At 58.6% G+C, this 16186-nt stretch carries 18 protein-coding genes; 11 read left to right on the top strand and 7 right to left on the bottom strand.

Features of this window, described 5'->3' with window-relative positions; genetic code table 11:
- Positions 1 to 36 precede the first annotated feature (36 nt).
- Positions 37 to 1239, bottom strand: a complete 1203-nt coding sequence (locus tag ASB66_RS22845; RefSeq protein WP_060719949.1) for a pyridoxal phosphate-dependent aminotransferase — start codon at positions 1237 to 1239, stop codon at positions 37 to 39.
- A gap of 482 nt (positions 1240 to 1721) precedes the next feature.
- On the opposite strand from ASB66_RS22845, the gene ASB66_RS26125 reads away from it, so the two are divergent.
- The 3 genes from ASB66_RS26125 (at position 1722) to ASB66_RS22830 (ending at position 3711) form a co-directional block, all read left to right on the top strand.
- Positions 1722 to 1979 (top strand): hypothetical protein, encoded by a 258-nt coding sequence (locus ASB66_RS26125; RefSeq protein ID WP_147274071.1) that lies wholly within the window; start codon positions 1722 to 1724, stop codon positions 1977 to 1979.
- Positions 1980 to 2143: 164 nt separating this feature from the next.
- The gene (locus ASB66_RS22835; RefSeq protein WP_060719822.1) at positions 2144 to 3034 is read left to right on the top strand and encodes a DMT family transporter; all 891 of its coding nucleotides are present in this window, start codon (positions 2144 to 2146) and stop codon (positions 3032 to 3034) included.
- Between the two features lie 461 nt (positions 3035 to 3495).
- The gene (locus ASB66_RS22830) at positions 3496 to 3711 is read left to right on the top strand and encodes a cold-shock protein (RefSeq protein WP_015916682.1); all 216 of its coding nucleotides are present in this window, start codon (positions 3496 to 3498) and stop codon (positions 3709 to 3711) included.
- A gap of 77 nt (positions 3712 to 3788) precedes the next feature.
- Here ASB66_RS22830 and ASB66_RS22825 read toward each other — a convergent pair whose 3' ends face one another.
- Positions 3789 to 4436 (bottom strand): MBL fold metallo-hydrolase, encoded by a 648-nt coding sequence (locus ASB66_RS22825; RefSeq protein WP_060719823.1) that lies wholly within the window; start codon positions 4434 to 4436, stop codon positions 3789 to 3791.
- Positions 4437 to 4583: 147 nt separating this feature from the next.
- Positions 4584 to 4781 carry a hypothetical protein gene (locus ASB66_RS22820; protein WP_060719824.1) on the bottom strand — a complete coding sequence of 66 codons (198 nt, stop codon included), beginning with the start codon at positions 4779 to 4781 and terminating at the stop codon, positions 4584 to 4586.
- A 373-nt stretch (positions 4782 to 5154) separates the two neighbouring features.
- On the opposite strand from ASB66_RS22820, the gene ASB66_RS22815 reads away from it, so the two are divergent.
- From ASB66_RS22815 to ASB66_RS22805, 3 genes are all read left to right on the top strand, one after another.
- A complete protein-coding gene (locus ASB66_RS22815; RefSeq protein WP_081089177.1) occupies positions 5155 to 5619 on the top strand; it encodes a MarR family winged helix-turn-helix transcriptional regulator in 465 nt (154 codons plus the stop codon).
- 5 nt (positions 5620 to 5624) lie between these two features.
- Positions 5625 to 6323 (top strand): response regulator, encoded by a 699-nt coding sequence (locus tag ASB66_RS22810; RefSeq protein ID WP_060719826.1) that lies wholly within the window; start codon positions 5625 to 5627, stop codon positions 6321 to 6323.
- Between the two features lie 229 nt (positions 6324 to 6552).
- Positions 6553 to 7932, top strand: a complete 1380-nt coding sequence (locus ASB66_RS22805; RefSeq protein ID WP_114386947.1) for a sensor histidine kinase — start codon at positions 6553 to 6555, stop codon at positions 7930 to 7932.
- A gap of 39 nt (positions 7933 to 7971) precedes the next feature.
- Here ASB66_RS22805 and ASB66_RS22800 read toward each other — a convergent pair whose 3' ends face one another.
- The 4 genes from ASB66_RS22800 to ASB66_RS22785 all read right to left on the bottom strand — a co-directional run bounded on the left by ASB66_RS22800 (position 7972) and on the right by ASB66_RS22785 (position 10432).
- Positions 7972 to 8331 carry a tRNA-binding protein gene (locus ASB66_RS22800; protein ID WP_060719827.1) on the bottom strand — a complete coding sequence of 120 codons (360 nt, stop codon included), beginning with the start codon at positions 8329 to 8331 and terminating at the stop codon, positions 7972 to 7974.
- A complete protein-coding gene (gene proC / locus ASB66_RS22795; protein WP_060719828.1) occupies positions 8328 to 9149 on the bottom strand; it encodes a pyrroline-5-carboxylate reductase in 822 nt (273 codons plus the stop codon). The genes ASB66_RS22800 and proC overlap by 4 nt, the downstream gene beginning before the upstream one ends.
- Before the next feature lie 2 nt (positions 9150 to 9151).
- Positions 9152 to 9652 (bottom strand): type III secretion system chaperone family protein, encoded by a 501-nt coding sequence (locus ASB66_RS22790; RefSeq protein ID WP_060719829.1) that lies wholly within the window; start codon positions 9650 to 9652, stop codon positions 9152 to 9154.
- 498 nt (positions 9653 to 10150) lie between these two features.
- Positions 10151 to 10432 carry an accessory factor UbiK family protein gene (locus tag ASB66_RS22785; protein WP_081089178.1) on the bottom strand — a complete coding sequence of 94 codons (282 nt, stop codon included), beginning with the start codon at positions 10430 to 10432 and terminating at the stop codon, positions 10151 to 10153.
- Between the two features lie 355 nt (positions 10433 to 10787).
- Here ASB66_RS22785 and lgt point away from each other — a divergent pair, with 355 nt between their 5' ends.
- From lgt to ASB66_RS22760, 5 genes are all read left to right on the top strand, one after another.
- The gene (gene lgt / locus ASB66_RS22780; protein ID WP_060719953.1) at positions 10788 to 11651 is read left to right on the top strand and encodes a prolipoprotein diacylglyceryl transferase; all 864 of its coding nucleotides are present in this window, start codon (positions 10788 to 10790) and stop codon (positions 11649 to 11651) included.
- A gap of 17 nt (positions 11652 to 11668) precedes the next feature.
- On the top strand, positions 11669 to 12781 hold the full coding sequence (locus tag ASB66_RS22775) for a class I SAM-dependent methyltransferase (protein ID WP_060719952.1): 1113 nt from the start codon (positions 11669 to 11671) through the stop codon (positions 12779 to 12781).
- Positions 12782 to 12942: 161 nt separating this feature from the next.
- Positions 12943 to 13773, top strand: a complete 831-nt coding sequence (gene pgeF / locus ASB66_RS22770) for a peptidoglycan editing factor PgeF (RefSeq protein WP_060719830.1) — start codon at positions 12943 to 12945, stop codon at positions 13771 to 13773.
- Positions 13770 to 14924: a M24 family metallopeptidase gene (locus ASB66_RS22765; protein WP_060719831.1), complete on the top strand. Its 1155-nt coding sequence runs from the start codon at positions 13770 to 13772 to the stop codon at positions 14922 to 14924. Before pgeF ends, ASB66_RS22765 begins: the two co-directional genes overlap by 4 nt.
- Before the next feature lie 140 nt (positions 14925 to 15064).
- Positions 15065 to 15988 carry a hypothetical protein gene (locus ASB66_RS22760; RefSeq protein WP_114386945.1) on the top strand — a complete coding sequence of 308 codons (924 nt, stop codon included), beginning with the start codon at positions 15065 to 15067 and terminating at the stop codon, positions 15986 to 15988.
- The last annotated feature ends 198 nt before the right edge of the window (positions 15989 to 16186 follow it).

The following is a 16186-nucleotide window of genomic DNA, read 5'->3' as shown; positions in this document are numbered from 1 at the left end:
CCATCCCGCTCTTTAGTTTTACTGCTAAGCGAAAACTTACTTGCAGGCCGCGCAGAAGCGCTGGATGCGCTTGCAGGCTTCTTCCAGCAGGGCTTCCGAGGTCGCATAGGAAATGCGGAAGTTCGGGCCAAGGCCGAAGGCGCTGCCATGCACCACGGCTACGCCTTCTGTTTCCAGCAGTTCGGTGACGAAATCCTCATCGCTTTCCAAAACCTTGCCCGACGGCGCGGTCTTGCCCATCAGGCCTGCGCAGGACGGATAGACATAGAAAGCCCCTTCCGGCGATGGGCATACGATGCCCTTGGCCTGGTTGAGCATCGAAACCACCAGATCGCGGCGGCCTTCGAAGATCTTCTTGTTTTCCGGAATGAAGTCCTGAGTGCCGTTCAACGCTTCCACAGCCGCCCACTGAGCGATAGAGCAAGCGCCCGAGGTCTGCTGGCCTTGGATCATGTCCATCGCCTTGATCAGCGGCAGCGGGCCTGCGGCATAGCCAATCCGCCAGCCGGTCATTGCATAGGCCTTGGAAACGCCGTTCATGGTCAATGTGCGGTCATAGAGCTTCGGCTCGACTTCCGCAGGTGTGGTGAATTTGAAGTCACCATAGGTCAGGTGCTCATACATGTCGTCGGTCAGCACCCAGACCTGCTCGTGGCGCAACAGCACGTCGGTCAGAGCCTTCAGCTCGGCTTCGGTATAGGCAGCACCCGATGGGTTGGACGGCGAGTTGAACAGGAACCACTTGGTCTTCGGGGTGATCGCCTTTTCGAGATCTTCCGCCGTCAGCTTGAAGTTATTCTCCTGCGTGGTGGCAACGAAGACAGGCGTGCCGCCGCACAGCGCCACCATTTCCGGATAGGAGACCCAGTAAGGCGTCGGAATGATTACTTCATCGCCAGCGTTCAGCGTCGCCATGAAGGCGTTGAACAGGATCTGCTTGCCACCGGTGCCGACAATCGTCTGCTCCGGCTTGTAGTCGAGATTGTTCTCGCGCTTGTACTTGTCGGAAATCGCCTTGCGCAATTCCGGAATACCTGAGATCGGCGTGTACTTGGTCTCGCCGCGATGGATGGCCTCAATGGCGGCCTGCTTGATGTTGTCGGGCGTATCGAAGTCCGGTTCGCCCGCGCCAAGGCCGATCACGTCACGGCCTTTCGCTTTCAGTTCACGAGCTTTCTGCGACACGGCAATGGTGGCGGAAGGCTTAACACGGGAAAGGGCGTCGGCAAGAAAAGCCATGAAATTATCCTGAAGCTGTTGATCGATTGCAAACCTTGGTTTGCCCAAGGCTTCAGGTTACAGCTGTATGACAATTCTGCCTGCCCGGATCAAGCGGAAACGGCCAGTGCCGATGCTTTTCTTGTCACGGTGACAGGACGGCGCAAAAACATCCAGCCAGCATGCCGGAAAGCGCCATTAACCGACCGGAATGGCCAAATATTAACACGCCACAATATCGCCTTATTTTTTGCAGTGCAGTGCCGCAATTTCGTCCCTTTGCCGACGATTTCGACCGGCTTTTATCATCCTGCGGTTGGGCAGAAGAAAGCGGCGAGATGAGACGGAACAGGACGGAAAATAACCCCTCGAAACCCTGGGATTTTGGCCGGAAAACCATGTTTGCGGCCTGGATTGCGCTGGCCGCTTTCACACTGCCGACCGCATGGGTTTCGGCGGCCCCCGCAAGTGGGCAACAGGCCCCCTCAGTGGCGGCAAGCACAATGACCGATCAAACACCGGTCGACACGATGGAAACCGGCAGTATCGCTCTGCCGATCACCCAGAAAGATCTGCTGAGCAATACGCTTGCCCGCAACAACGGCGTCGACCGAGCTGTCGCTGGCACCGTTTCCTCCGTGCATGTCCCAGGCTATCTCTCAGTGCTGGCCGACCGCCGCGTTCTTGCCCTGCTCAGCCTGTTCGGCCTGTTGATCGTCTGGCTCAACCGGGCGCCACCAAAAAACAATCAGGATCTGTAGCGTTTCCGTAGGCATGTTTCGTATGTTTGAAACACCTGAAAACAACCCCGGAATGGTCCAAAACAGATATCGCAGTTCTTGCGGCCATTGATGTCGCCTGATAGAGCCACCGAATTGCCTGCACAGCCTTAAGATGAGCCGCAGGGCAGGATCAGGATGGTTCAGTGACCCGCATTCAGGCCAATCTCCTTCTTCTTCTGGCTGCCGCCATCTGGGGCGGCGGGTTCGTGGCGCAGTCCACCGCTATGGATCATCTGGGCGCCCATTGGTTCAATGCCCTGCGATTTGGCATTGCGACACTCGTGCTGCTGCCCTTTGCCGTGCTCGAAAGCCGACGTAGCCGCGATAGATTGTCGGTGGGCGATGTGAGGATGTTCATCATTATCGGCGTCCTGCTGTTTGCCGCCCAGACGGCCCAGCAATTCGGCCTGAAAACCACCACCGTGACCAATGCCAGCTTCCTCACCGGCCTTTATGTGGTGATCGTGCCGGTCCTGGCGGTGGTGTTTCTGCGGCATCGGCCCCATTGGGTCATCTGGCCTTCCGCACTTGCCGCCCTGCTCGGCATCCTGCTGCTCAGCGGCGGCAGCCTTTCGGCACTCAGTACCGGCGACGGACTGACTATTCTGTGCGCCGGGTTTTTCGCGGTGCAGATTTTGCTGACGGGCCGGATTATCCAGACCCTGTCGCGGCCCCTCGCCCTTGCCACCATCCAGTTTGCCGTCACCGCGCTTCTCTGCACGCTCGCCGCCCTTAGCCTGGAGCCGATCAGCCTTGCCGATATCGAAAATTCGATGACGCAAATCCTGTATGGCGGCCTGTTGTCGAGCGGACTGGCCTTCAGCCTGCAAATCATCGGCCAGCGTTACACATCCTCTTCGCAAGCGGCGATTTTCATGTCGTCAGAGGCACTGTTCGGTGCATTGCTTGGCGCTGTCATCCTGCATGAATCTCTGGCGCCGATCGGCTACCTTGGCTGCGCCCTGATGTTTCTCGCCATGCTGGCGGTGGAAATCGTGCCTGAATGGGGCAAACAGCGCGCTTTACGACAATAAATTTTAAGTCACGCCTTATTTTATCAATTTGAAAAACTTTACCGCTGCAACCGGCATATTGAGGATGAATTACATCGTCCACGATGCAGTTTTCGGAATTTTTAGCGAAAACAGCACAGATATGGCCCGGAAAGGCACGAATCGCCCCGGCTTGAACCATGCCAGATCATAGATTGGTAAAAAAACTTTTGCTTGCCAATTTCCCACAAACCAAGCACTCTTGAGTGGGTTCGGGCAATTTAAAGGCGCGGAAAGATCTAAATTTCGACTGGCACCGGAGACGCAGAAGTTCCGGGCATCCATAAGGGGATACGACAGGCGTCGTTCACAGCTTGTGGCTGCGGTAACAGGGACCTTTCCTCACAATTTAAACTTGCTCGCCTAGACCCCCTGCCTCGACCCTGGGCGGGATTGAGCAATGCTGTCCGCCGATCCCGGACAGAGACAAAAGGACCTGACGCATGGCCGAAACTGGCATTGTAAAATTCTTCAACAACGACAAAGGCTTCGGCTTTATCAAGCCGGACAATGGCGGTGCGGATATTTTCGTCCACATCTCCGCCGTACAGGCTTCCGGTCTGAACGGTCTGAGTGAAAATCAGAAAGTAAGCTTCGATACGGAACCGGACCGCCGCGGCAAGGGACCAAAGGCCGTCAATCTGCAAATCGCAGGCTGAGACCTTGTTCATACATTTTATTTCGCCCAGCGGCCCGGCAAGTTTTGCCGGGTTTTTTCTGCGATTCAAAAACCTTTTCAAATGCCTTTCAGAAACGGATTGCTGCGGCGCTCGTCGCCGATCCGGCTGCCGGGGCCATGACCGCAAATAAAGCCGACATCATCCCCCAGCGGCAAGACTTTGTCGCGGATCGAAGACAGCAATTGCTGATGATTGCCGCCCGGCAGATCTGTGCGACCAATGGAACCGTTGAACAACACATCGCCCAGATGCGCAAAATTCTGGACGCGATTGAAAAACACCACATGGCCCGGTGCATGGCCAGGGCAATGCAGCACCTCAAATTCATGACCGGAAAAGCCGACAACATCGCCCTCTTCCAGAAAGCGGTCGGGCGTCACATTGCGCAGCTTGATGGGAAGATTGAAGCGGGCGCTCTGCCCTTCCAGCGCGTCCAGCAACGGCTTGTCGTCGCGATGCGGGCCGATGATCTGAATGCCGAGCGCATCCTTGAGGTCTTCAGCGCCACCAGCGTGGTCGAGATGACCATGGGTCAGCCAGATCTCCTTCAGGGTGATGCCGTTTTCCTGCACCATGCGCAGGATTTCCTCGACATCGCCGCCCGGGTCGACCACCACACCTTCCTTTGTCTCGCTATCGAAGAATACCGTGCAATTCTGCTGAAATGGCGTCACGGGAATAATCCCCGCCTGAAGCTGTCCCATACTAAAACCTCTGACTATCGGCCTGCCGCGAACCAATGGCGACCTTTACAGACCATATACATCATCGGGCGGAAAAGTGGACAGCGGTCCTGCAGAAAATCCTATAGCAACCTCGCATCAAGCGACGTCTCAGACCATGGCGGATGGTCAGGGTACGGCAACCATTTCGGCTTCGGCCGAATGAAGGTTCGGCATCATCACATTGCCGACAAGAAGAGCTGCCACAGCGATTTTCAGGGTGAAAACCAGGATCATCACTGGCTTCAGGGTGTTTTCAACGGCCTGCGCGACAGGAATGTCGGACGAAAATTCCGGTGCGGTCTCCGACGCGAGATTTGATGACATTGCAGTCAGCCTCTTGTTCTACCAGTGCATGAAAATGCCAAAGCACCCTCATCGCCCTAAAGGGATCGTGACTGTCTCCATCGACAATCGCCACCCCGTTCCCCATCTATTGTCCTCATAAAGCCTTGAGCGGAGCTTTGGTTGCATGGCCTTGAAAATATTTCTCAGGCAAGAATGGCTTCTGTTGACGGCATCTTTGGAAAACCGGCTTTTTTAATAGCGTTTTGATCGCACTCGTCATAGTTTTGCACCGAATTTCAAGTGCATGGACCACGCCGAAGCACCGCCGCGGCACTATAACCGGTAGAACAAGGAACTGAAACACGTGCAGAAAACGTCATCGGTAAGAACGGCGAAAAAGCAGCTGCCGGACATGCCGCATATCGACGATAAAAGCATCGATTTCGAAACGATCGAAGCCTTCTTCTTCGCCTATCGTGATTTCATTTCCGATCCTGACGAGATTCTGGCCAAGCTGGGCTATGGCCGCGCCCATCACCGGGCGGTGCATTTCGTCAATCGCCAGCCGGGCATGACGGTGGCCGATCTTCTGGGGTTGCTGCGCATCACCAAGCAAAGCCTCGCCCGGGTCCTGAAGGAATTGATCGACGAGGGCTATATTCGGCAGATGACCGGCCCCGCCGACCGGCGTCAGCGTCGGCTCTATCCGACACTGGCGGGGCGCGAACTGGCCCTGGCGCTGTCGGACCCGCAATCGCGCCGGATTGCCCGTGCCTTCGAAGGGTTTACCGGCGAACAGAGACAGGCCGTTCGCACTTTTCTGGCTGCGATGCGCAGTGAGAGTGGCGCGGCAAGCCCGCTAGATCAGGAGCCTTGAGCAGTATGAAGCGTATTGACCTGACCGACGATGCCCCGCATCTCCTTGTTGTCGATGACGATACACGCATCCGCGATCTCTTGCATCGCTACCTGACCGAGCAGGGCTTTCGCGTCACCGTCGCTGCCGAAGCGCAGGAAGCCCGCCGCAAGCTGGCGGGCCTGGCCTATGATCTGCTGATCGTCGATGTGATGATGCCGGGCGAAAACGGCTTGTCGCTGACCAAATCGCTGAGCGGCGAGATCACTGCGCCGATCATTCTTCTGACGGCCCGCACGGAGGCCGATTCACGAATTGCCGGGCTGGAGGCAGGTGCAGACGACTATCTGGCCAAGCCTTTCGATCCGCGTGAACTGGTGCTGCGCATCAACAATATCCTGCGGCGTAACACCAATGCCGATACGCCGAAAATCGAACAGGTGATGTTCGGCCCCTATACGTTCTCCATCCTGCGCAAGGAGCTGAAAAAAGGACCTGAAGTCATTCACCTGACTGACCGCGAACAGGATATCATGCTGCTGTTTGCCAACCGGGCCGGAGAGACCATTCCGCGCCATGAGCTGGTGGGCGAGGATACTGATGTCGGCGAACGCACTATCGACGTGCAGATCAACCGCCTGCGCCGCAAGATCGAGGATGACCCGGCCAATCCGGTTTGGCTGCAAACCGTGCGCGGCATCGGCTATCGCCTCAGCCGGGATTAGAGTTTGTCAGGGAAAAGTGGAACCCGGTTTTCCCGAAAAGACAAACGAAAACAAGAGTAGCGAGAGTCTGTCTGGTTCAATCTGAACCTGACAGACTCTAGAGCATCGGACCGAAGAGTGGGAACCGGTTTTCGGATGAATCCGATGCGCAAACAAAAACTGAGAGCATCGTTCTGATGCTCTAAAGGCTGCATCCGACCAGCAGCGGTCAACCATAACGGAAACGACCATGACGTTCAGGCAAGCCTTCAGCCGATTGAAATACCGGCGCATTTCATGGATCGACCTGCGCTGGTTCAGCCGCTGGCTGCGCCGCCAGTTTCCGACCGGCCTGTTTGCCAGGGCGCTGCTGATCATCATCCTGCCGATGCTGATCCTGCAAACTGTCTTGCTGTTCGTGTTCATGGAGCGCCACTGGCAGATGGTGACGCAACGCCTGTCCGCTGCCGTCACCCGTGACATTGCCACAGTGATCGTCTTGCTGGAAACCTACCCGCAGGACGCGGCCAACACGCTGAAAATTGCCAATTCCAAGCTGGGTCTGGTCGCCTCACTGGAAAAGAACGGCGAATTGCCCGCCCCTCGCCCCAAGCCGTTCTTTTCGATTCTCGATCAATTGCTCAGCGATGAATTGCGCAACCAGATCAAGCGGCCCTTCTGGATTGATACCGTGGGCGATTCACCGCTGATCGAGATTCGTATCCAGTTGAACGGTGAGGTTCTGCGGATTTTCGCCCGGCGTAATCAGGCCTATGCCTCCAATACTCATATCTTCCTGCTGTGGATGTTCGGCACGTCGCTGGTGCTGATCGTTATCGCCACACTGTTCCTGCGCGGCCAGATCCGCCCGATTCTGTCGCTGGCCGAGGCTGCCGAAAGCTTTGGCAAGGGCCAGAAACCCGCCAAGGACTTCAGCCCACGCGGCGCCGATGAAATCCGCCGGGCAGGCCTCGCCTTCATTCTGATGCGCGAACGCATAGAACGGCAGATGGAACAGCGCACCGCTATGCTGACCGGCGTCAGCCACGATCTTCGCACCATCCTCACCCGGTTCAAGCTGCAATTGGCTTTAGCGGGCGACAATCCCGATCTTGAACCGCTGAATGAAGATGTCGATGCCATGCAATCGATGCTCGAAGGCTATATGGCCTTTGCAAAGGGCGAGGCCGAAGAAAATTTCGGACCCTTCAGCCTGAAGGACATGTTGGAAAAAATCAGCGCCGATTACCGGCTGCACGGCAAGGCCTTCAGCTATGTCATCGAGGGTGATGAACAGATCCGGGTGCGTCCCAATGCCTTCTGGCGGCTGGTGGGCAATCTTGCCGCCAATGGTCGCCGCTATGCCAATACCATGCATGTCGAAGCCCGCCACGGAGCCAAATGGCTGACCATCGTCTTTGATGATGATGGTCCCGGCATTCCCGCCCAATCTCGCGACGATGTGTTCAAGCCGTTTTTTAGGCTGGACGAGGCCCGCAACCAGGATGCGTCCGGCACCGGGCTTGGCCTCGCCATTGCCCGCGACATCGCCCGCAGCCACGGCGGCAATGTCACGCTTGGCGACAGCCCGCTCGGGGGGCTGCGCGCCACGATCCGCATTCCGGTTTAAGAAGGCCGACCCAATTTAAGACGAACCGAACGCGGGAAACTACATCATTTTGTGGCCGTTCGGCACGCCGTGCTCCACGGCAGCCAGCACAATCGCTCCGGCCTCATCCTCAAAACCAAGAGTGAGAACCTCGGACCGCACAGGCCCGATCTGGCGCGGTGGAAAATTCACCACGCCGAGCACCTGGCGACCAAGAAGGCTTTCCGGCGTATAATGCACGGTGATCTGCGCCGAGGACCGCTTGATGCCGATCTCAGGCCCGAAATCGATCCGCAGTTTGAAGGCGGGCTTGCGGGCCTCAGGAAAGGGTTCTGCCTCGATAATCGTCCCGACCCGGATATCGACTTTTTCGAAATCACCGTAAGTGATCTCGTTCGAGGTCTTGTCGCCGCCACTCAAGAGGCAAGCTCCTCGGCTCGGCGTTTCGCGGCGGCTATCGCCGTGTCGAACAATGGCTGCATGCCGTCTTCGGCCATCAACACGCCAAGAGCTGCGGCGGTGGTGCCGCCCGGCGAGGTGACATTCTTGCGCAGCGTGGCGGCATCGTCCGGGGACTGGTGCAACATTTCACCAGCCCCCGCGACGGTTTCCCGTGCGAGACGCATGGCGAGGTCCGCTGGCAGACCGGCTTTACGGCCTGCCTCAGCCATGCATTCGACGAGATAAAACACATAGGCCGGACCGCTGCCGGAAACGGCGGTCACGGCGTCAATATCACTTTCACTGCCCACCCACTCGACAGGCCCGGACACGGCTAGAAGCGCCGTCACCCGCGCCCGCTGCGCCTCGCTGACCTCGGCATTGGCATAGGCCCCGGTGACACCACGTCCGACCATGGCAGGCGTATTGGGCATGGCGCGGACCATGGCCGCAACCCCCAAATGGGTTTCCATGAAAGACAGGGTCTTTCCAGCAGCCACGGACACCACAACCGTATCGGCACCCACCAGCGGCTTGAGCGGCGCAAGTACCGCTTCCATCACCTGCGGCTTGACGGCCAGGAACAGCAAACCAGCGACGATATCAACCGGCGCCTGCGTCAGATGACGCACGCCAGCCTGGGTAAACCGCTCCTTGGCGGCATCACTCGCGCCGGGATCGATGACGATCACAGTCGACGGATCGACGCCGTTCTTCAGCCAGCCGGACAGCATGGCGCCGCCCATATTGCCGGCGCCGACAAGAACGATCGGACCCGAGGTCTGCGCACTTCCCATGATCAGGCCTCGCCAACCGTGGTGAACAGCACCGCATCCATGGCCGACTTGGCATCGAGCCCCGACCAGACGACGAACTGGAACGCCTGAAAATAGGTCTCGCAGGCCTCGACCGCGCTGGACAACAGTACTTCAACCTGCTGGTTGGTCGGCTCGGCACCACCGGCCAGCAGCAGCGACTGGCGGAAGATCACCACGTCTTCCTGGCGCCACAGATCGAAATGGCCCATCAGCACCTGTCCATTGATATGCGACAGCAGCCGGATGATCTCGTTGACCCTGGGTTCCGGCACTCTGATATCAAAGGCGCAGGCCAGATGCAGCGCCTCGCATTCCTCCATCCAGGAGAAGGACACGTGATAGGCAGCCCAGCGACCATCCACAGTCATGGCGATTTCATCTTCGCCGGACCGCTCGAAAGACCAGTCATTATTCGAGGCCACATACTCGATCGTGTCGACCGGGTTGGACTGACGTTCAAATTGAAATTCCATTAGGCTCATGCCGCACCTTCTAAACCGGGAATGCCCTTGTGATGACGACACGCTGACACCATCGACAAACCACAACGCACTGACCGGAAATACGCTTCGAATGACACCCGATAGCCCCAGAATGCTTGCGGCACCCTGCCCGAAACTGGTCGGGTTCGTTTCGAATCATCATTTAAAATCAGTGTATAGCGGGCACTGCCCCAAACCAGCCCCTCCCCGCCGATTTCACGAGCGTCACTGTGGACAGCGCGTGTATCAACACCCCGATGCACAGGCTTAACTGACTCATGGAATTGCCTTTTTTGGAACAATCCACATGTGGAAAAAAAACGTAAGCAATCATTAACCACAATGCCCGGTTAACGCTCCGATGACCCCATAGCCCCCATAAAAAACGGCTGCGCGCGAGCACAACCGTCAGATAGCGTGATTATTGATTTGCTAGTCCATCTACGGACAATCAGGCCGATGGTCAGCCGATCCGTAGCTGCCCGATGCTTTTCCCTATCAAGGCGCCGATTCGGTGACCGCAGGCGCACTGCCACCCGTCTGCTGTTCCAGCGCCTCGATACGGGCCTTGAGGGCTTCGTTTTCTTCCAATGCCTTCAACGCCATTTCGCGCACCACGTCGAATTCCTCGCGACGCACCACGTCCAGGCTGTTCAGCCAGCGTTCGGCCTGGGCATGCAAGGCGGTTTCCGCTTCCTTGCGCACGCCCTGGGCGGCGCCCGCGGCATCGGTCATCAACTTGGCGAATTCATCCATGATACGGCTTGTTCCGGTGCTCATGATCGTGTTCCTTACGCTCCACCACAAGACGCCCAATTGGGGCGCGGCATTCTCTGGAGGTAGGGATTCGGCGCAGGCTATGCAAGAGAAAACCACGTGAAGAGCACCGGCCCTTGCGTCCACCGGCAAAACATCAGACGGGCCGTGCCAAACGCACCCAAACACCGCCCTCCAAAAGCCGTTGCCAAAAGCCTTTTCCCGGCCTTTACACAGATCATTCACGATCTCACGTCTTTTTAAGCTCTCGGTGCAATTTTCACCTTAATCGGAGCGGATCAAGATGGTTGGGCAGATTCACCTTGACCAGCGCAAGCCTGCCCGCCATTTTTCGGAGAAATCGAATGAAAGCATATCCTTGAACACAGTAGCCAGCCTTTTCGCCATTCTGCCCTATCCGCAGATCGACCCGATTGCGCTCAGCATCGGCCCCATTGCCATTCGCTGGTATGGACTGGCCTATGTCACAGGCATTCTCATTGGCTGGTGGTTGGCGCGCCGGATGATCGCCAATCTGTCGCTCTGGCCCGGCAACACCACGCCAATCACCGAAAAACACCTGGATGATTTTCTGGTCTGGGCGGCGATCGGCATCGTGCTGGGTGGGCGGATCGGCTATATCCTGTTCTATGACCTGCAACCGGTGCTGGACAATCCGGTGGTGGCGCTGGAAATCTGGCGCGGCGGCATGTCCTTCCATGGCGGCCTGACCGGGGCTACGCTGGCAATGATCGTCTTTGCTCGACGCAACGGTCTGCCCGTATGGATGCTGTTCGACCTCGTCGCCTGTGTCGCCCCCATCGGTCTATTCTTCGGCCGGATCGCCAATTTCATCAATGGCGAATTGTGGGGCCGGATCAGCGACGTGGCCTGGGCCATGCAGTTCCCGACCGGCGGTCCCTTCACTCGCCATCCAAGCCAGCTTTATGAAGCAGCACTGGAAGGCCTCGTGCTGTTTGTGCTGCTGCAAGTGCTCATCCGCTGGTTCCACGCACTGAAAACCTCAGGCGTTATCAGCGGTGTCTTTATCTGCGGCTATGCGCTGGCGCGTATTTTTGTTGAATTTTTCCGGGAACCAGATGAGCAGCTCGGCTATCTGGCAGGTGGTTGGTTAACCATGGGCATGGTACTCTCGCTGCCAATGCTGGCGCTGGGGCTGTGGGCTATCTGGCGGGCAAGACGTGCCGGGCATAACCAAGAGCCGTCAGGACTAAAGGGATGAATCGGGAAACGCTGACCATGACCACCACGCTTGGTGATAAGATCAAGGCGCTCATCCGGTTGAACGGTCCGTTGAGCGTCACGGATTATTTTGCTCTTTGCCTCGCCGATCCGGAATTCGGCTATTACAAGACCCGTGAACCTTTCGGCACTTCTGGGGATTTCATCACCGGGCCGGAAATCAGCCAGATCTTCGGTGAGATGATCGGGGTTTTCATTGTCCATGCCTGGCAGCGCCATGGCCTGCCCGCCCCCGTGCGGCTGGCAGAAGTCGGCCCCGGACGCGGCACGATGATGAGCGATATGCTGCGGGTCATCGCCCGGCTTGCACCCGATCTCTACCGGGATTCCACCGTTCATCTGGTGGAAACCAGCGACCGGCTGCGCCAGATCCAGCGCAACAGCCTGGAGCCGCATATCGAAAAGATTGACTGGCATGATAGCTTTGGCGATGTGCCCGAAGGCTTCGTGCTGGTGGTGGCCAACGAGCTGTTCGACGCCATTCCCATCCGCCAGTTCGTCAAGCTCGGCCCGCATTACCGCGAACGCATGGTCAGCCTCGGCGTGGACGATGAGCTGATCTTCTCGACCGGGGTTGCGACGCTTGATCCGGCCCTTCTGCCGCCGGGCGCCAGCGCCCAGCCTGATGGCACGGTGTTTGAGTTTTCACCCGCCCGCCGCGCGGTGATGACCTCCATGTGCGAGCGGCTGAAAGCCGAAGGAGGGGCGGCGCTGATCATCGATTACGGCCATATCTCCACCGGCTTCGGCGATACGCTGCAAGCCTTGCGCGCCCATGATTACGATCCGCCGCTGGCCAATCCAGGCATTGCCGATCTGACCAGTCATGTCGATTTCGAGGATCTGGCCCGCACCGCCCTTGCAGCCGGGGTCACGCCCAGCGGCTGCCTGCGCCAGGGCGATTTCCTGCTCGGCCTTGGCATCAAGGAACGCGTCGGCATTCTGGGGCGCGGCAAGGACGAAGCCACCCAGCTTGAACTGGCCGAAGCCGTCAACCGGCTGGCGGGTGCTGGAGTCGGGCGGATGGGCGAATTGTTCAAAGTGCTTGCCCTCTCCAGCCCCACCCTGTCGCTCGCCCCGTTCCGGCCCCTGCCCCAGGCGGACCTTTAGCTCAGGCCGGGCTTTGACCCAGGCCGAGCTTCGACCCAGGATTGACAGATCACCGCGGTGATGGTCACATCCGGCCAAATCGCTGGATCTGACCATGCTGCGGGCAAAATCCTGGACATAATGCCGATTGATTCAGATTAAGACATGCGAAAGGGACACCGATGCCGTCCTCGACACACGATGTGGCCCACCTTCAACCCGAAACCGGACCATCCCCCTTGCAGAGCGCGCTGCTGGCCCCCTGCGGGTCGGCAGGAATAGTCCACGGCTTTTTCACCCGGCATGGTGGCGTGTCCACCGGCATTTACGCGGGGCTGAACATCGGGCTCGGATCAAACGACAATCCGGCGCATGTGCATGAAAACCGCGCCCGCGTGGCGGGCTGGTTTGGTGGAAAAGAGGCGGATCTCGTCACCGTTCATCAGGTCCATTCTCCCAATGTGGTGACGGTGACAGAGCCTTTCGGGTCGCAACGGCCACAAGTGGATGCCATGGTCACCGACCGGCCCGGCCTTATCCTGGGGGCGCTTGCCGCCGATTGCGGACCGATCCTGTTTGCCGATCCGGTCAACCGCGTCATCGGGGCTGCCCATGCCGGATGGAAGGGCGCGCTAACCGGCGTGCTGGAAAATACCATCGAAGCGATGATCGCGCTGGGCGCTACCCGCGCCAGCATTGTCGCCACGCTTGGCCCGTCGATCAGCGCCAAAGCTTATGAGGTCGGCCCGGAATTCGTCGAGCGGTTTCTGGCCCATGACCCCGCCTATCAGCAGTTTTTCACGCCTTCGACCAAGCCCGGCCATTCAATGTTCGACCTGCCGGGACTGACGGTGAAGCGGCTGACGGATGCCGGGATTGCCGCCGACATGCTCGGTCTCTGCACCTATGGCGATCCGGACCGGTTCTTCTCTTATCGTCGCACCACCCACGCGGGCGAGCCGGACTACGGCCGCCAGATCTCCGCCATCATGCTTCAGGGGCCTCGCGCATGACTTTGCATTTTTCAAACGCCGAATATGCCGCCCGGCTGGAACGCCTGACCAACAGGATGCGCGAACAGAAGCTGGATGCCATGCTGCTGTTTGCCCAAGAAAGCATGTATTGGCTGACCGGCTATGACACGTTCGGCTATTGCTTCTTCCAGACGCTGGTGGTGAAGGCCGATGGCTCGATGACGCTTCTGACCCGCTCGGCGGATCTGCGCCAGGCCCGCCAGACCTCGACCATCGACAATATCCTGATCTGGGTTGACCGTACCAACGCCGATCCGACCAGCGACCTGAAGGATCTGCTCAACGATCTCGACCTGCTCGGCTGCCGTCTTGGCATCGAATACGACACCCATGGCATGACCGGGCGGATCGCTCGACTGCTGGACAATCAATTGCTGAGCTTCGGTGAATTGATCGACGCGTCGATGCTGGTCAGCGAATTGCGGCTGATCAAGAGCCCAGAGGAAATCGCCTATGTCGAAAAGGCCGCCAGCCTTGCCGATGACGCGCTGGACGCAGCCCTGCCGCTGATTTCAGCCGGGGGCGACGAGGCCGCCATTCTCGCTGCCATGCAAGGCGCGGTCTTTGCTGGCGGCGGCGATTATCCGGCTAATGAATTCATCATCGGCTCCGGTCAGGATGCGTTGCTGTGCCGCTACAAGGCGGGCCGCCGCACGCTGTCGGCCAATGACCAGCTGACGCTGGAATGGGCCGGAGCTTCAGCCCATTACCATGCCGCGATGATGCGCACTGTGCTGGTCGGAGAGCCCTCGCCCCGCCACCGTGAACTTTATGCCGCCTGCCGTGAGGCGATCCAGGAAATCGAAACCGTGCTGCGGCCCGGCCATACCTTCGGCGACGTGTTTGAGACCCATGCAAGAGTGCTGGACGAACGCGGCCTGACCCGCCACCGGCTGAATGCCTGCGGCTATTCGCTGGGCGCCCGCTTCTCCCCGTCCTGGATGGAGCACCAGATGTTCCACATCGGCAATCCGCAGGAGATCCTGCCCAACATGTCTCTGTTCATCCACATGATCATCATGGATTCCGAACGCGAGACCGCGATGACGTTGGGCCACACGTATCTCACCACCGAAGGGGCGCCACGCGCGCTTTCGCGTCATCCGCTGGATCTGATCGTCAAGGCGTGAGCATCTTCGATGCCTTGGTATCAAAGATGCATTTTTGGCGATAAAAGGCGACATGTAGGTCGCGTTTGAAGCAAAATTTAACGTTTTAGGAAGATAATCGCGGGATTCTCATACGAACGCAGCCGTTAAGGAGGCAGCCAATGAGACGTCCCGCTTCCAGCATCGGCTCCGCGCTCGTTCTGGCCCTTGGTGGTCTGGCCAGCGCTGGCTTGGCCAGTGCCGGTCTGGCCGGTTGCAGCGTCTCCGACACGCTGACGCCACCTCTCGATGTCGGCACCAGCGGCTCGATCAGCAAGCCGCTGACCGGTGAAGACATGCAGACCGCCATGCGCCAGAATGAGGAAGTCCCCCGCCGCCCGCATCGCGCGTTGCGTGAGCAAGCGCCGGAACAGGCTTACTCCCCCTATCCGCAGCCGGAAAGCCAGTCCCAGCCACAAAATTCGCTGGAAGCCCAGGCGCAAGCCCTGCAAAACGGCTATAATCCGGTTGCTTCAGAGCCTCTGGACGGACAACCGCGCCGCCAGCAAAGCTGGCAGCAGCCCGAAAGGCAGCAGAACCGGATGCATGAGCAGGCCGAGGCTGGACCATCGATCAGCCAACCAGAGCCTGAGGAAGAGGCCGCTCTCGCACCGCAAACCGATGATGAAGCCGCCGCTCCCTCGCAGCAAGCCTCGCTTGCTCCGGCTGGCGATGCCGGACCAGACTCGATCCGCTTCCTGCCAATCATCGGCGCGCCGGTCGAGGCGGTCACGCCGCTCTCGCGCCAGTTGGGAGCCGAGGCCCGCGCCAAAGGGCTGATGATGCGCAGCTCCAGCGGCGAACAGGCCCGCCATATTCTCAAAGGCTATTTCTCTGCCTATGGCGAAGGCGGCAAGATCACCGTCGTCTATGTCTGGGATATTCTCGACGCCAGCGGCAACCGCCTGCACCGCATCCAGGGCCAGCAGACCGTGCCGGGCAAAGCCCAAGACCCCTGGGCCGCCGTCCCCGCCTCCGCCATGCAGATCATCGCCAACAAGACCCTTGATGAGTATGTTGACTGGCGTGCAAAAAATACGGGGTGACGGTGGAAATCGCAGTCACCACCCGCTTGCGCGACGGTGAGAACGGCCACCCCGGTTTTCGACGCTCACCGGGCATTATCGACCGCATTTATTCGCAAGCGAGAGTCTATCAGGCTCAGATTGAACCAAACAGACACTCGCTTTTCTTGTTGTCGTTTGTATTTTCGGGAAAACAGAGTTCCACTTTTCCTAAAGCAA

The organism is Gillisella vitis, from assembly GCF_001541345.2.
Lineage (GTDB): Bacteria > Pseudomonadota > Alphaproteobacteria > Rhizobiales > Rhizobiaceae > Allorhizobium > Allorhizobium vitis.
Note: the sequence above shows the minus strand (reverse complement) of the source record. Positions and strands in the feature narration are given on the sequence as shown.

Excerpts from the sequence above, each read along its gene's own strand:
- ASB66_RS22845 (WP_060719949.1), bottom strand. The coding sequence starts at position 1,239 with ATGGCTTTTCTTGCCGACGCCCTTTCCCGTGTTAAGCCTTCCGCCACC.
- ASB66_RS26125 (WP_147274071.1), top strand. The coding sequence starts at position 1,722 with ATGACCGATCAAACACCGGTCGACACGATGGAAACCGGCAGTATCGCT.
- ASB66_RS22830 (WP_015916682.1), top strand. The coding sequence starts at position 3,496 with ATGGCCGAAACTGGCATTGTAAAATTCTTCAACAACGACAAAGGCTTC.
- ASB66_RS22825 (WP_060719823.1), bottom strand. The coding sequence starts at position 4,436 with ATGGGACAGCTTCAGGCGGGGATTATTCCCGTGACGCCATTTCAGCAG.
- ASB66_RS22820 (WP_060719824.1), bottom strand. The coding sequence starts at position 4,781 with ATGTCATCAAATCTCGCGTCGGAGACCGCACCGGAATTTTCGTCCGAC.
- ASB66_RS22815 (WP_081089177.1), top strand. The coding sequence starts at position 5,155 with ATGCCGCATATCGACGATAAAAGCATCGATTTCGAAACGATCGAAGCC.
- ASB66_RS22810 (WP_060719826.1), top strand. The coding sequence starts at position 5,625 with ATGAAGCGTATTGACCTGACCGACGATGCCCCGCATCTCCTTGTTGTC.
- ASB66_RS22805 (WP_114386947.1), top strand. The coding sequence starts at position 6,553 with ATGACGTTCAGGCAAGCCTTCAGCCGATTGAAATACCGGCGCATTTCA.
- proC (WP_060719828.1), bottom strand. The coding sequence starts at position 9,149 with ATGGGAAGTGCGCAGACCTCGGGTCCGATCGTTCTTGTCGGCGCCGGC.
- ASB66_RS22790 (WP_060719829.1), bottom strand. The coding sequence starts at position 9,652 with ATGAGCCTAATGGAATTTCAATTTGAACGTCAGTCCAACCCGGTCGAC.
- ASB66_RS22785 (WP_081089178.1), bottom strand. The coding sequence starts at position 10,432 with ATGAGCACCGGAACAAGCCGTATCATGGATGAATTCGCCAAGTTGATG.
- ASB66_RS22775 (WP_060719952.1), top strand. The coding sequence starts at position 11,669 with ATGACCACCACGCTTGGTGATAAGATCAAGGCGCTCATCCGGTTGAAC.
- pgeF (WP_060719830.1), top strand. The coding sequence starts at position 12,943 with ATGCCGTCCTCGACACACGATGTGGCCCACCTTCAACCCGAAACCGGA.
- ASB66_RS22765 (WP_060719831.1), top strand. The coding sequence starts at position 13,770 with ATGACTTTGCATTTTTCAAACGCCGAATATGCCGCCCGGCTGGAACGC.
- ASB66_RS22760 (WP_114386945.1), top strand. The coding sequence starts at position 15,065 with ATGAGACGTCCCGCTTCCAGCATCGGCTCCGCGCTCGTTCTGGCCCTT.